This window comes from Kocuria tytonis, from assembly GCF_003226895.2.
GTDB classification, from domain to species: Bacteria; Actinomycetota; Actinomycetes; order Actinomycetales; family Micrococcaceae; genus Kocuria; species Kocuria tytonis.
The window spans coordinates 487,722-501,387 of sequence record NZ_PNJG02000001.1 but is presented as its reverse complement, the minus strand read 5'-3'; the positions used below and the strand labels follow the sequence as shown (position 1 = coordinate 501,387).

The 13,666-nt window shown below is 71.9% G+C and carries 12 protein-coding genes, 4 tRNA genes and 1 riboswitch; of the genes, 12 read left to right on the top strand and 4 right to left on the bottom strand.

Annotated elements, in window-relative coordinates; genetic code table 11:
• Window positions 1–24 precede the first annotated feature (24 nt).
• From nrdI to C1C97_RS02250, 3 genes are all read left to right on the top strand, one after another.
• Entirely contained in the window at window positions 25–519 is a 495-nt protein-coding gene (nrdI, locus tag C1C97_RS02260) for a class Ib ribonucleoside-diphosphate reductase assembly flavoprotein NrdI (protein WP_233542666.1), read from the top strand.
• Window positions 516–2,675 carry a class 1b ribonucleoside-diphosphate reductase subunit alpha gene (gene nrdE, locus C1C97_RS02255; protein ID WP_110919878.1) on the top strand — a complete coding sequence of 720 codons (2,160 nt, stop codon included), beginning with the start codon at window positions 516–518 and terminating at the stop codon, window positions 2,673–2,675. Before nrdI ends, nrdE begins: the two co-directional genes overlap by 4 nt.
• Window positions 2,676–2,935: 260 nt before the next feature.
• Entirely contained in the window at window positions 2,936–3,889 is a 954-nt protein-coding gene (locus tag C1C97_RS02250) for an ornithine cyclodeaminase family protein (protein ID WP_110919877.1), read from the top strand.
• Between the two features lie 55 nt (window positions 3,890–3,944).
• On the opposite strand, the gene C1C97_RS02245 is transcribed toward C1C97_RS02250, so the two are convergent.
• Window positions 3,945–4,433: a DUF2306 domain-containing protein gene (locus C1C97_RS02245; RefSeq protein WP_121029858.1), complete on the bottom strand. Its 489-nt coding sequence runs from the start codon at window positions 4,431–4,433 to the stop codon at window positions 3,945–3,947.
• Between the two features lie 117 nt (window positions 4,434–4,550).
• Between C1C97_RS02245 and C1C97_RS02240 the strand changes: the two genes are divergently transcribed.
• On the top strand, window positions 4,551–5,270 hold the full coding sequence (locus C1C97_RS02240; protein ID WP_121029857.1) for a MerR family transcriptional regulator: 720 nt from the start codon (window positions 4,551–4,553) through the stop codon (window positions 5,268–5,270).
• A gap of 59 nt (window positions 5,271–5,329) precedes the next feature.
• On the opposite strand, the gene C1C97_RS02235 is transcribed toward C1C97_RS02240, so the two are convergent.
• The 3 genes from C1C97_RS02235 to C1C97_RS02225 form a co-directional block, all read right to left on the bottom strand.
• Window positions 5,330–5,404 (bottom strand) — tRNA-Val (locus C1C97_RS02235).
• Window positions 5,405–5,438: 34 nt separating this feature from the next.
• Window positions 5,439–5,509 (bottom strand) — tRNA-Cys (locus tag C1C97_RS02230).
• Window positions 5,510–5,566: 57 nt separating this feature from the next.
• Window positions 5,567–5,639: transfer RNA gene (locus C1C97_RS02225), tRNA-Gly, on the bottom strand.
• Between the two features lie 265 nt (window positions 5,640–5,904).
• Between C1C97_RS02225 and C1C97_RS02220 the strand changes: the two genes are divergently transcribed.
• The 8 genes from C1C97_RS02220 (at window position 5,905) to ribD (ending at window position 13,648) form a co-directional block, all read left to right on the top strand.
• Window positions 5,905–5,976: transfer RNA gene (locus tag C1C97_RS02220), tRNA-Val, on the top strand.
• Window positions 5,977–6,214: 238 nt separating this feature from the next.
• Entirely contained in the window at window positions 6,215–7,132 is a 918-nt protein-coding gene (locus C1C97_RS02215; RefSeq protein ID WP_110919874.1) for a cytochrome, read from the top strand.
• A gap of 51 nt (window positions 7,133–7,183) precedes the next feature.
• Window positions 7,184–7,843, top strand: a complete 660-nt coding sequence (def, locus tag C1C97_RS02210; RefSeq protein ID WP_110919873.1) for a peptide deformylase — start codon at window positions 7,184–7,186, stop codon at window positions 7,841–7,843.
• Window positions 7,840–8,778, top strand: a complete 939-nt coding sequence (locus C1C97_RS02205) for a methionyl-tRNA formyltransferase (RefSeq protein WP_110919872.1) — start codon at window positions 7,840–7,842, stop codon at window positions 8,776–8,778. The genes def and C1C97_RS02205 overlap by 4 nt, the downstream gene beginning before the upstream one ends.
• A complete protein-coding gene (locus tag C1C97_RS02200; protein WP_121029856.1) occupies window positions 8,775–10,520 on the top strand; it encodes an RsmB/NOP family class I SAM-dependent RNA methyltransferase in 1,746 nt (581 codons plus the stop codon). The genes C1C97_RS02205 and C1C97_RS02200 overlap by 4 nt, the downstream gene beginning before the upstream one ends.
• A gap of 92 nt (window positions 10,521–10,612) precedes the next feature.
• Entirely contained in the window at window positions 10,613–11,278 is a 666-nt protein-coding gene (gene rpe / locus C1C97_RS02195; protein WP_110919870.1) for a ribulose-phosphate 3-epimerase, read from the top strand.
• A gap of 75 nt (window positions 11,279–11,353) precedes the next feature.
• A riboswitch (FMN riboswitch) is annotated at window positions 11,354–11,530 on the top strand.
• A gap of 142 nt (window positions 11,531–11,672) precedes the next feature.
• Window positions 11,673–12,380: a nicotinamide riboside transporter PnuC gene (gene pnuC / locus C1C97_RS02190; RefSeq protein WP_110919869.1), complete on the top strand. Its 708-nt coding sequence runs from the start codon at window positions 11,673–11,675 to the stop codon at window positions 12,378–12,380.
• The gene (gene ribD, locus C1C97_RS02185) at window positions 12,377–13,648 is read left to right on the top strand and encodes a bifunctional diaminohydroxyphosphoribosylaminopyrimidine deaminase/5-amino-6-(5-phosphoribosylamino)uracil reductase RibD (protein WP_233542665.1); all 1,272 of its coding nucleotides are present in this window, start codon (window positions 12,377–12,379) and stop codon (window positions 13,646–13,648) included. The genes pnuC and ribD overlap by 4 nt, the downstream gene beginning before the upstream one ends.
• The last annotated feature ends 18 nt before the right edge of the window (window positions 13,649–13,666 follow it).

Here is a 13,666-nt window from a genome sequence, read left to right as displayed (position 1 = left end):
CCTCCAGAATCGAAGTGACCCGGTATGAGTGCCATCGCCTCGGTTCTCGCTCAGGCGAAGGAGCGGGAACTCCATCGCACCCCCGTCGTCGCGGCCGAGGACGCACCCCTGGTGGTGTACTTCTCCTCCGTGACGCGCAACACGGATCGTTTCGTCGCCAAACTGCCGGTGCGATCCATCCGGTTGCCCCTCAAGACCTCCGACCCCGTTCCCCGCATCAGCGAACCGTACGTGCTGGCCGTGCCCAGCTACGGGCGGCCGGGGGGAGCGGGGTCCGTCCCCCCGCAAGTCGTCAAGTTCCTCAACGACGCCTCCTCCCGGCAGCACCTCAAGGGGGTGCTCGGCGCGGGCAACACCAACTTCGGCCCCCTGTTCTGCGTGGCGGCGGAGAAGGTCGCCGCCAAGTGCCAGGTCCCGCTGCTCTACAAGTTCGAGCTCATGGGCACGGACGAGGACGTCGAAAAAGTCACCCAAGGATTGGAAGAGTTTTGGCCAGCATTCACGCAACCCCGGGAGTGAGCGTCGAGCCCGGTCACGAAGACCCCACCTGCCCCGAGAAGTACCGCGGACTGGGCTACCACGAGCTCAACGCGCTGCTGAACCTCTACGACGCCGAGGGCAACATCCAGTTCGAGGCGGACCGCCAGGCGGCCCGGCAGTACTTCCTGCAGCACGTGAACAAGAACACCGTGTTCTTCCACGACCTCGAGGAGAAGCTCAAGTACCTGGTGGACCACCAGTACTACGAGGCCGAGGTGCTGGAGAAGTACAGCATCGAGTTCATCAAGAAGCTGTCCAAGCAGGCCTACGGCTACAAGTTCCGCTTCCAGACCTTCCTGGGCGCGTTCAAGTTCTACACCTCGTACACGCTCAAGACCTTCGACGGGCAGCGCTACCTGGAGCGCTTCGAGGACCGCGTGGTCATGGTGTCCCTGTACCTCGCGGACGGGGAGGAGGCACTCGCCGAGCGGCTCGTCGCGGAGATCATCTCCGGGCGGTTCCAGCCGGCCACGCCCACGTTCCTCAATGCGGGCAAGAAGCAGCGCGGAGAGCTGGTCTCGTGCTTCCTGGTGCGCTTCGAGGACAACATGGAGTCCATCGGACGCAACATCAACTCTGCGCTGCAGCTGTCCAAGCGCGGTGGCGGTGTGGCGTTCGCGCTCACCAACCTGCGCGAGTCCGGTGCGCCCATCAAGATGATCGAGAACCAGTCCTCCGGGGTGATCCCCGTGATGAAGCTGCTGGAGGACTCGTTCTCCTACGCGAACCAGCTGGGCGCGCGCCAGGGCGCCGGTGCCGTGTACCTGCACGCCCACCACCCGGACATCCTCAACTTCCTGGACACCAAGCGGGAGAACGCGGACGAGAAGATCCGCATCAAGACCCTGTCCCTCGGCGTGGTCATCCCGGACATCACGTTCGAGCTGGCCAAGAAGAACCAGGACATGTACCTGTTCTCCCCGTACGACGTGGAGCGCATCTACGGCATGCCGTTCGCGGACGTGAACGTGAGCGAGAAGTACCACGAGATGGTGGACGACTCCCGGATCACGAAGACCAAGATCAACGCCCGCGAGTTCTTCCTGACCCTGGCGGAGGTGCAGTTCGAATCCGGCTACCCGTACATCATGTTCGAGGACACCGTGAACCGCGCCAACCCCATCGCGGGCAAGATCATCATGTCCAACCTGTGCTCCGAGATCCTGCAGGTCTCCGAGCCCTCCACGTACAACGAGGACCTCACCTACGCGGAGGTGGGCAAGGACATCTCCTGCAACCTGGGCTCCATGAACATCGCGCTGGCCATGGAGTCCGCGGACTTCGGGGGGAGCATCGAGACCGCCATCCGCGGCCTCACGGCGGTGTCGGACATGTCCAACATCGACTCCGTCCCCTCGATCCGCCGCGGCAACCAGATGTCCCACGCGGTGGGCCTGGGCCAGATGAACCTGCACGGCTACCTGGCCAAGGAGCACATCTTCTACGGCTCGGAGGAGGGCGTGGACTTCACCGACATGTACTTCTACGCGGTCACCTACCACGCCATCCGCGCGTCGAACCTGATCGCCAAGGAGCGCGGCGAGTCCTTCGTGGGCTTCGAGAAGTCCGACTACGCGAACGGCTCGTTCTTCGACAAGTACATCGACCGCTCCTGGGAGCCGACCACCGCGCGGGTCCGTGAGCTGTTCGACCGCGCCGGCATCGCGCTGCCCACCGCGGAGGACTGGCGGCAGCTGCGCGAGAAGGTCATGGCGGACGGGATGTACAACCAGAACCTGCAGGCGGTCCCGCCCACGGGTTCCATCTCCTACATCAACAACTCCACGTCCTCGATCCACCCGATCGCCTCGCGCATCGAGATCCGCAAGGAGGGCAAGCTGGGGCGCGTGTACTACCCGGCCCCCTTCATGGACAACGAGAACCTGGAGTACTTCCAGGACGCGTACGAGATCGGCTACGAGAAGATCATCGACACGTACGCCGCGGCCTCCCAGCACGTGGACCAGGGCCTGTCCCTGACGCTGTTCTTCAAGGACACCGCCACCACGCGCGACATCAACCGCGCGCAGATCTACGCGTGGCGCAAGGGCATCAAGACCATGTACTACTCCCGGATCCGCCAGCTCGCGCTGGAGGGCACCGAGGTCGAGGGCTGCGTGTCCTGCATGCTGTGATGCACCGGCGTCGTCCCCGAGTTCGGGGAACGACGCCGCCGGCGGGCGTCCCGCGCGCGTCGGCACCCCTTCGGCTGCCCCGTTCGACCGCCCGGTCGGGCGGGGCAGCCGCCGTCGTGGGAGCCGCGGTGGCCCGGCATGCCGACGTCCCCCGTTCCTCTACGCGCACGTCGGGGACTGCTTCGACGGGCTCCGCCCGCAAGCACGCACGGGGACGCCGTGCGCCGTCGACCCCACTGCTTCACGAGGAGGAATTGCCCATGAGTCCCGACCAGCACCACCTCGCCCCGGACGCACCGCGGTGGTACGACTCCCGGCAGATCCTGGCGGCAGTGGGTCCCCGGCGCGCACGGCACCTGCTGGAAGCCACCCTGCTGGACGGCTTCCGTCCGGAGGCGGACCCGGCGCGCGGCAGCGTGGCGGCGGGCGACGGCCACATGCTCCTCATGCCCTCGGTGCTGGGGCGGTGGAGCGGGGTCAAGGTCGCATCGGTGTCCCCGGGCAACTCGGAACGCGGTCTGCCGCGGATCCAGGCCACGTACCTGCTCATGGACACCGCCACGCTCACGGTGCGGGCCGTGCTGGAGGGCAGTGCGCTCACCACGCTGCGCACCCCCGCGATCTCGGCTCTGGCCGCCGACCGGCTGGCCGCCCCGGACGCCCGCACCCTCATGGTGTTCGGCACCGGCCCGCAGGCGCTGTCCCACATCGAGGCGTTCGCGGACGTGCGGGACTTCTCGGAGGTGGTGGTGTGCGGTCGCAGCCCCGAGAAGGTCGCGGCCGCGGTGGAGCACGCGCAACGGCTCGGGCTGGCCGCGCGCGCCGGGACGGCGGAGGACGTCCGGGACGCGGACGTCGTCGTGTGCGCCACCTCCGCCGCGGAGCCCCTGTTCGACGGCGCGCTGGTCCGGGACGCGGCGTGCGTCGTCGCCATGGGATCCCACGAGCCGGACGCCCGGGAACTGGACGCCGCGCTGATGGGCAGGGCGCAGGTGGTCGTGGAGGACCGCGGCACGGCGCTGCGCGAGGCCGGGGACGTCGTGCAGGCCGTGGCGGAGGGCGCGCTCATCGAGGAGGACCTCGTGCCCCTCGCGGACGTGGTCACCGGCGCGGTCGCCGTGGACCGCTCCCGGCCCCGCGTGTTCAAGTGCGTGGGCATGAGCTGGCAGGACCTCGCCGTCGCCGTGGGCGTGGTGGACGGCACCGAGAGCTGATTCCCCCGCCTCCGGGGAACGACGCCGCTCGTCGGCCTCGGCCGCAGCACGCGCCTCACGCGCCGCGCCCCGGGGCGTGGCTGGTCCCGGGTGCCCAGCAGGTGCGGATGATCGTGGCACTCCACGCGCCGGCCAGCACGGCGAGGCCCAGCGCGCTGCCCAGCAGAACCGCCGGGGCGCTGGTGAGAGTCTGGGGGATGGCCCGCGTGGGCACACCCACCGCAAAGCCGAACGCCACGAGAGTGCCCAGGTAGCAGCCCAGCATGTTGCGCCGGTGCATGGCCACGTTTCCGTGGGTGATGCCCCAGATGGCCAGTCCCACGGAGAAGAGGGTGAAGGCCGCGAGCCCGTGCAGCCAGGTGAGGCCCTGGGGATGGATGAAGAAGGAGGTCACGCAGTTGACCACCATGACTGCCACCCACGAGACGCCAAGAATCCTGTGGGCGCGGTCGCGGGGGCGGCGCAGCAGCTGCACGGGGCCCACCAGGAGGACGTAGAGGGCGCAGGAGGCGTGGAGGGCGATCAGCGGTGTGAAGTGGCTCATGCCTCGAAGATAGTTATGCTATCCACCTCCCGCCATCAAGATCTTCGGGGCGCGGTCCACTATCCATGCACGGGCCCGGTGCCGCGGCCTCCGGGCCACGGGGAAAGGAAGGGAGCCATGCTCCTCAGCAAACTCGCACAGACTGCGGGGATCTCCGCAGCCAGCATCAAGTACTACCGCCGCGAGAGACTTCTCCCCGCCGGGACACGCATCACCGCCACGCGCCAGGACTACGGCCGCGAGCACGTGGAGCGGCTGCAACTCATCCGGGTGCTGCGCGAGGAGGCCGGGGCGTCGATTCCTGATCTCCGTGAGCTGTGCCGGGTCATCGACGATCCGCAGCGGCCCGTGGTGGATGCCCTCGAGATCGCCCAGGCCCTCGCCACGGAACTGACCGTCAACGCGGGGACCGCCACGGGCCGTGGTGACCGGCCGGGTCCGCCGGAGGATCCGATGGTGTCGGATCTGCTGGAGACGCTGGGGTGGCCGGACATCAGCAGCGGTCCCCGGGATGCCCTGGCCGAGCTGCTCGCGAGGTGGCGGCGAGACGGCACACCCGTGTCCCGTGAGGTGCTGCTGCGCTACGGGCGGGCACTGGACGAGCTCGCCCGGGTGGACGTCCACACGCTGGGGGAACCAGGGCCGAAGGCCGCGGCCCCGGCAGGGGAGAGAGTCACAGAAGAGAAGGGTGCGGCGGAGAACGGGGAGCCCTCTCGGGACGTGGTGGTAGCCCGCGCGGTGCGGGGAATGGTCGCCTACGACCGCCTGACCAGGATCCTGCGGGCCCTGGGCCACACCTCCCACTCCGTGCTGGGTGCTCACACCACTGGGCGGTAGGACGGAGCAGGGCGGAGGGCATGAGAAAACCCCGGAACGTGAGTTCCGGGGTTTTCCTCTGGTGCGCGATACTGGGATCGAACCAGTGACCTCTTCCGTGTCAGGGAAGCGCGCTACCGCTGCGCCAATCGCGCTCAATGTTCGTGAATTGAACGGGTGGTTGCACCGAGGTGGAGACGGGATTCGAACCCGCGTTGACGGCTTTGCAGGCCGCTGCCTAACCACTCGGCCACCCCACCGGGGACCAGATCCTTGGAGGACAAGGTCTCAGGTCTCGACCAGGGTCGAAAACTGCGAGCGGACGACGGGAGTCGAACCCGCGACCCTCACCATGGCAAGGTGATGCTCTACCAGCTGAGCTACGTCCGCATTGTCGGTCGATCGAAAATCTGCTCCGCAGTTCTCCGTTCTTCCGAGCGGAAACTTTAGCACAGGTTCTCGCGCTACCCGCTGTTCGAACCACCGCGCGGTGGGCTCGGCCTGCGGAGCGTGGCCAACGAGGAAGAACATTACCCACCGGCGGGGGAGCGGGCAAATCGGGGTCTCTCCCCCCTGTCCCCGGGGCGCCGACCGGGGGGACCGGGCAGGATTTGCCCATCGCGGCTGATGTGCTCTAGAGTCTTTCTCGTTGCAAGCGCGATTGGCGCAGCGGTAGCGCGCTTCGTTCACACCGAAGAGGTCACTGGTTCGATCCCAGTATCGCGCACAAACCACGGAGAACCCGGTCCCGAGAGGGGCCGGGTTCTTCTGTATCTCCGACCCCTGGTGCGGGGTTCCGCCGGGCCACCGGTCGCGGACGCGCAGGAATGTTCACCCGTCCCGCCCACGCGCGGCACCGCGCCGGCCTCGCGGCCCATCTCGTGGCCCGGGACGCACCACGCGCGGGATTCCCCGCCGCCGCACGGCTCGCTGTCCGTGTCTGCTCCCTTTCCTACGCTGAGCCCATGACGCAACCCCGCCTGGCCCAGCAGACGCCCACCGGTCGCATGTACGCGCGGCAGGAGGGCGGTGACCTGCAGGTTCCGTCGATCACCACCGTCATCGGCTGCGAGGCCAACGACCTCGGCGGCTGGTACGGCTACAGTGCCGCGCAGGCACTCGCCACGGATCCGCAGCTTCCCGACGCCCTGCGGGACTCACGACGCCGCCGTGCCCTCGTGAACCACGCCGCCAAGGCCGCCGAGCGGCACCGTGACCGGGCGGCGCAGCGCGGTGACCGCGTCCACGACTACTGCGAGCAGCTGGCACTGCGGGCCATGGGGCGCGAGCACGCGGTGGACCGCGCCCGCGCCGAGCTGGAGGAGCACCACGAGGCCCGGTTCGCGGACAGTGCGGACCAGTGGTGGCAGCTGTACCGCCCGGAGCCGCTGGCGGCAGAGATCACGGTGTGGAACTCCACGGTGGGCTACGCCGGAACGCTGGACCTGGTGGCGCGGATCGGCGGCAAGGTGTGCTTGATCGACTACAAGACCAAGGGGACGGACCGCTCGGGGCGGGTCAAGTCCCCGGACCCCAAGGTGGTCACCCAGCTGGTGGCCGGTCTCAAGGCGGAGGAGTCGCTCGTGGACGCCACCACCGGGGAGTGGGAACCCTGGCGCTACGGGGACGCCGAGCTGCTGATGGCCGTGGCCATCGGGGAGACCGAGGCGCTCACGGTCCAGGCCGTGCCCGAGCAGCTGCCCGCCCACTGGCACAAGTTCTGCGCCCTGGCCAGGGTCTGGGCCCGCAACGCCCAGCTGGACGCAGCCGGTGCGCAGCTGCGCAGCATCGCCCCGCCGCCGCTGGAGGGCAGTCCCACGGGACGCGTGGCGGTGGGCCCCGCGGCCGGGACCCGGACCGGTGCGGGCCCCGCCGTAGACTGAGGGCCACTGCCCGTTCCCGCCACGACAGCCACGCTAGGAGTGCATCCCACGGTGAGTATTCTGCGCATTCGGACCATCGGGGACCCGGTGCTGCGGACCCCCGCGCACGAGGTCACGCAGTTCGACGAGTCCCTGCGGACCCTGGTCCGCGACATGCTCGAGACCATGTACGCCGTGGGCGGTGTCGGTCTCGCCGCCCCGCAGGTGGGTGTGGGGCTGCAGATCTTCACGTGGGGGATCCACGGGGACGAGGGCCACGTGGTCAATCCCCGCCTGACGGTGGGGGAAGAACCCCAGGAGGGCGGCGAGGGCTGCCTCTCCGTCCCCGGGCTCTCCTACGAGACCCCCCGGATGGACCGCGCGGTGATCCACGGTGTGGACATGCACGGCGAGCCCGTGCACCGGGAGGCCATGGGCCTGCTGGCCCGGTGCTTCCAGCACGAGACCGACCACCTGTTCGGGAGGCTGTACGTGGACCGCCTCGTGGGCGAGGAGCGCAGGGACGCCATGCGGCAGCTGCGCAGTGCCGCCTTCGAGGAGTCGGCCGTCAGGATCGCGCGGGAGCGGGACGAGCAGCGCGGGGCCGCCCCGCAGACCGTTCCGGGGCAGCATGCGTTCTCGGCGGCGGGAACCGCCTTCACCCGCACGGCCCGGGCCCACGGCGCACCGCGCGCCACCGGATCCGGCTCCGGCCGCGGGGGTGCGCGATGAACCCGGAACCCCTCAGCATCGTCTACGCCGGCACCCCGGAGACCGCGGTGCTACCGCTCGAGGCGCTGCACGCGGACCCGCGGCTGCGGATCGCCGCCGTGCTGACCCGCGAGGACGCCCCCGTGGGACGCAGGAGGGTGCTGACCCCCTCCGCAGTGGGACGCCGTGCGGAGGAGCTCGGCCTTCCCGTGGTCAAGGCCAACCGCGTCACCGCACCGGCCCGCGAAGCCCTGGCGGCCACCGGCGCCCGGATCGGGGCGGTGGTCGCCTACGGTGCGCTGCTGCCCCGTCCCGCGCTGGAGCTCTTCGAGCACGGGTGGATCAACCTGCACTTCTCGCTGCTGCCCCAGTGGCGCGGGGCCGCCCCGGTGCAGCGCGCCCTGATGGCCGGTGACCGCGTGGTGGGAGCCTCCACCTTCGTCCTGGACGAGGGCATGGACACCGGGCCCGTGGTGGGCACCCTCACGGACGAGGTGCGCGACGACGACACCGCGGGATCCGTCCTGGACCGCCTCGCCCACGCGGGCTCCCCGCTGCTGGCCGAGTCGCTGCTCGGGGTGGCCACCGGCGCGGTGGTTCCCCGGCCGCAGAGCGGGGAGGCCAGCCTCGCGCCCAAGCTCACGGGCCAGGAGGCGCGCATCACCTGGACGCATCCTGCGGTGGCCGTGGCGCACCACGTGCGCGGGGTGACCCCGGAGCCGGGCGCGTGGACGGAGTGCGAGGGCCAGCGGCTCAAGCTCGAGCGGGTGGTCCCGGCCCCGGGTGTCACCGGGATCGCCCCCGGGCACGTGGAGATCCGGGAGAAGCGGGTGTACGCGGGAACCGGGTCCTACGCGGTGGAGCTGACCCGCGTGCAGCCCGGAGGGAAGAAGCCCATGGCGGCCCTGGACTGGGCCCGCGGCAAACAACACGTGGAACGGGTGGCCTTCGCATGAGCCGGGACGAACAGCACGACAACGGTGCCGCATCCGGCGGGCGCGGCGGTCGACCCCGGCGGGGTCCGGGCGGGGGCGCAGGGCCCCGCGGCGGAGGTGCCGCGCGGGGCCGGCGCGGACCGGACGCTCGATCCGGGATCCCCGACCCCCGTGGCGCGGGGGACCGTGACGGCCAGGGCGCCCGCAGCGGCCGGGGCCGCGCCGCCGAGCGCCGCGACGCCGGAGAGCGGCGTGACCGGCCCCGGGACGGCTCCCGTCGCAACACCCAGGGGCACGAGCGCAACCGCCGGTCCCAGCACGAGCGGTCGTTCTCGGCGCAGACCCCGGGACAGCGGCGTCGGCAGTCGGATCCGGCGCGGCTGACCGCGTTCCGGGCGCTGCGAGCGGTGAACTCCGAGGACGCGTACGGGAACCTGGTGTTGCCCGGGCTCGTGCGGGAGCATCGCCTGGACCGGCGCGACGCCGCCTTCGCCACGGAACTCGCGTACGGCGCCATGCGCTGGAGCGGCACGTGGGACGCGGTGCTGGCGCAGTGCGTGGACCGCCCGCTGGAGCAGCTGGATCCCGCGGTGCTGGACGCCCTGCGCCTGGGGACCCACCAGCTGCTCGCGATGCGCGTGCCCGACCACGCGGCGCTGGACGCCACGGTGGGCCTGGTGCGCGGTGAGATCGGGCAGGGACCCGCGGGCCTGGTCAACGCCGTGCTGCGCAAGGTGGCACGTCGGACCCAGGAGGAGTGGCTGGAGCACCTCTCGGCGGAGCAGCCGGACGAGTGGCGGCGCATGGGCATCCGTCACGCCCACCCGGTGTGGGAGATCCGGGCGCTGCGCCGTGCGCTGCGCGCCACCGGGCGTGACCCCGAGGAGATCACCGCTCTGCTGGAGGCGGACAACGAGGCGCCGCGGGTGCACCTCGTGGCACTGCCCGGTCTCGGCGACCTCGCTCCCGTCCTCGACGCGGGCGCGGAGCCCGGGGACCTCGTGGCGGACAGCGCCGTGAGCGGCGGGGGCGACGTCCACCGCGTGCCCGGCACGCGGGAGGGCGTGGTGCGGGTCCAGGACGCCGGCTCGCAGCTCGTGGCACGGGTGCTCGCGGCGGCACCCGTGGCCGACGACACCGGGCACTGGGCGGACCTGTGCGCCGGCCCCGGGGGCAAGGCCGCCCTGCTCGCGGCGCTCGCGCACCAGCGGGGCGCCTCCCTGCTCGCCAACGAGGTCAGCGAGCACCGCAGCGACCTCGTGCGGCAGTCGCTCGCGCCCGTGCCCCGTGAGGCGTGGGACGTGCGCACCGGGGACGCGCGGGAGATCCCGTCGCGGCACGCGGACGCCTTCGACCGCGTGCTCGTGGACGTCCCCTGCACCGGGCTGGGCGCGCTGCGCCGGCGGCCCGAGGCGCGGTGGCGGCGCACGCCGTCGGACGTCGCGAACCTGGCGGGCGTCCAGCGCGAGCTGCTCGCCGCCGCCCTGGACGCCACCCGGCCCGGCGGCGTGGTGCTGTACGCCACGTGCTCGCCCCACACGGCCGAGACCCACGACGTCCTGCACGACCTGCTGGAGCGGCGCACGGACGTGGCGGTCCTGGACACCGCGCGGCTCGCCGGGCAGGCGGCCCTGCCGGGCGCGTTCGACGGCGCCCGTGCGGCCGGTCACGACGTCCCCGGCGGCGGCACGGCCGTCCAGCTGTGGCCGCACGTGCACGGCACGGACGCCATGTACATGGTCGCGCTGCGCAAACGGGCGTGACCGGCCGGCCCCGCACCACCCTGCGGCCCCGCACCACCCCGCGGCCCCGACCCGGCCCGCGGGCCCACCCACCAGCTCCCCAGGAGGCACCCATGACCCGCTGCGACATCCACCCGTCCATCCTCTCCGCCGACTTCTCGCGGCTGGGAGAGGAGCTGCAGCGCATCTCGGACGCGGACGCCGCGCACGTGGACGTGATGGACAACCACTTCGTCCCCAACCTCACGCTGGGGCTGCCCGTGGTGGAGCGGCTGCAGCGGGTCAGCCCCGTCCCCCTGGACATGCACCTGATGATCGAGGACCCGGACCGCTGGGCCCCCGCCTACGCCGAGGCCGGGTGCGCGTCCGTGACCTTCCACGCGGAGGCCGCGAAGGCCCCGGTCAAGCTGGCCCGCGAACTGCGCTCCGCGGGTGCGAAGGCCGGTCTGGCGGTGCGCCCCGCGACGCCCGTGGAGCCGTACCTGGACCTGCTCCCGGAGCTGGACATGCTGCTGATCATGACGGTGGAGCCGGGATTCGGCGGCCAGTCGTTCCTGGACGTCACCCTGCCCAAGCTGCGTCGTGCGGCGGCGGCGGTCGAGGCGCACGGCGGCACCGTGGCGCTGCAGGTGGACGGCGGGATCACCGAGGAGACCATCGTGCGCGCGGCCGAGGCCGGGGCGGACACGTTCGTGGCGGGCTCCGCCGTCTACGGGGCGCAGGACCCCGCCGCGGCCATCGCCGCCCTGCGGGACACCGCGCGCCGTCACACGGCCTGAGCCCGCCGGCTGCGACGTGGCCCGGCGCCCGGGCTCGCGAGAGCGCGCTCCGTGGCGTGGCATAATGTGGCCTGCAACGTGTTCCGGGGTCGGTGGAATTCCGAACCGGCGGTGACAGTCCGCGAACCGTGAACACCGTGCGAGTTGCCGCGACCGGCCCGGGTACGGGCCGGCGGGGAACGGCACGGGGTGCACGGCCGAACCGGTGGAATTCCGGTGCCGACAGTACAGTCTGGATGGAAGGCACACGTGAGCGTCGCGGTCCCGCGGCGGCGCGCCCGACGACCGGGTGCGTCGTGCCGGCTCCCGCGCCGCTGCCCGCCGCACGGCGTCGTCCGTGGGCGTGCGTCCTGCTCCCCGGAACCACCGATCGTGGCGGGTGAGAGGAGACACCGTGGACGTTCTGCGCTGGTTGTTCGACGCGCAGCTGCGCGTGGGTGACGGGTTCATCCTGTGGCGAGAGGTGCTCGGCAACGTGTTCGGCCTGCTCTCGGCCCTGGGCGGCATGCGCCGCAAAGTCTGGGCGTGGCCCGTGGGCATCGTGGGCAACGCCATCCTCCTCACCGTCTTCCTGGGTGCGGTCTTCGAGACCCCCAATCCCGTGAACCTGCTGGGCCAGGCCGGGCGCCAAATCATGTTCATCGCCGTCTCGGTGTACGGGTGGGTGCAGTGGCGCCGGTCCCGCGGCTCCGCGCAGGAGGCCGTCACCCCGCGCTGGGCGAGCGGTCGGCAGCGGCTGCTGCTCGTGATCGCGATGCTCATGGGCACCGCGGTGCTCACCCCCGTCTTCCGCGCCCTGGGTTCCTACGAGCCCGTGTGGGCGGACGCCTGGATCTTCACGGGTTCCCTGCTGGCCACTCTCGGCATGGCCAGGGGCTGGGTGGAGTTCTGGCTGTTCTGGGTGGCCGTGGACCTCGTGGGCGTGCCCCTGCTCTTCTCCGCCGGCTACTACGCGTCCGGGCTGATGTACGTGTTCTACGGGGCCTTCACGCTCGCCGGGTTCTTCGTGTGGTGGCGGGTCACCACGCGCCAGCGCAGGGCCGCGACCATCGGCACGGGGTTCCCGGACCTGCAGCTCTCCGTGGGGGAGAAGCACCGATGACGCCCACCTCCCACGACCACACCTCCCGCGACGACGCCGCCGAGCCGGGGTCCACCACGCCGGTCCCCGGCACACCGGGCTCCGCCCCGGTCACGGCCCACGACGTCCCCGGGGACCGGGCAGGCGCCGCGGTCCCCGTCCCCGGTGCAACGGCTTCTGCCGGGAGCACGTTCACCGCCGCGGAGGAGCACGCCATGCGCGCGGCGCTGGCGGCCGCGCGGCTGGGTGTCCGCGGCGCGAACCCCGTGGTGGGCGCCGCCCTGGTGAGCGCGTCCGGTGAACTCCTGCACGTGGGCCACCACCGCGGCGCGGGCACCGACCACGCGGAGGTGGACGCGCTGCGTCGGGCCCGTGCGGCCGGGACCTCCCTGGCGGACGCGACCATGGTGGTGACGCTGGAACCCTGCCACCACACGGGCCGGACCGGACCGTGTTCGCGCGCCATCCTGGAGGCCGGGATCCCACGGGTGGTCCACGCCGTGGGCGATCGCACCGATGCTGCCCACGGTGGCGCGGCGTGGCTCGCGTCCCAGGGCGTGGAGGTGCGCCACGGGCTGCTGGCGGACGAGGCGCTGGAGCTCAACGACCGCTGGTTCCTGGCCCAGGAGCAGTCCCGACCGTTCGTGACCCTGAAGCTCGCCCAGACACTGGACGGCCGGGTGGCCGCCGCGGACGGCACGAGCCAGTGGATCACGGGCGCCGCCGCACGCGCCGAGGGCCACGCCATCCGCACCCGCGTGGACGCCGTCCTGGTGGGCGGCGGCACGCTGCGCACCGACGACCCCTCGCTCACGGCCAGGGCCCCGGACGGCACGCTGCTGGAGCGCCAGCCCCTGCGCGCCGTCATGTCCACCCGACCGGTCCCGGACCACGCGCGGGTGCGCCGCGGCCCGGGCGCCGGCGACGACCGGTTCGTGCACCTGCCCACCCACGACCCCCGTGCGGCGCTGGACCGGCTGCACGCCCTGGGCGTGTCCCACGTGCTCGTGGAGGGCGGACCCACCGTGGCCGCCGCGTTCCTCGCCGCGGACCTCGTGGACGAGCTCGTGCTCCACCAGGCACCGCTGCTGCTCGGGGACGGCCCGGCGTCGGTGGCGGGCCTGGGCATCGGGACGCTCGCGGCGGCGTCGTCGTGGCGCGGCGACCCCGTGGGCGTGCCGGGCGGCGACGCGCCGGTGGCGGCCGTGGGGAGGGACCTCCGCTGGCACCTGCGCCCGGTGTCCCGCGGGCCCGCCCAGCCACCGGGCGGCCCGTCGGCCGTGCCGTGAGCGGCCACCCCGAAACCA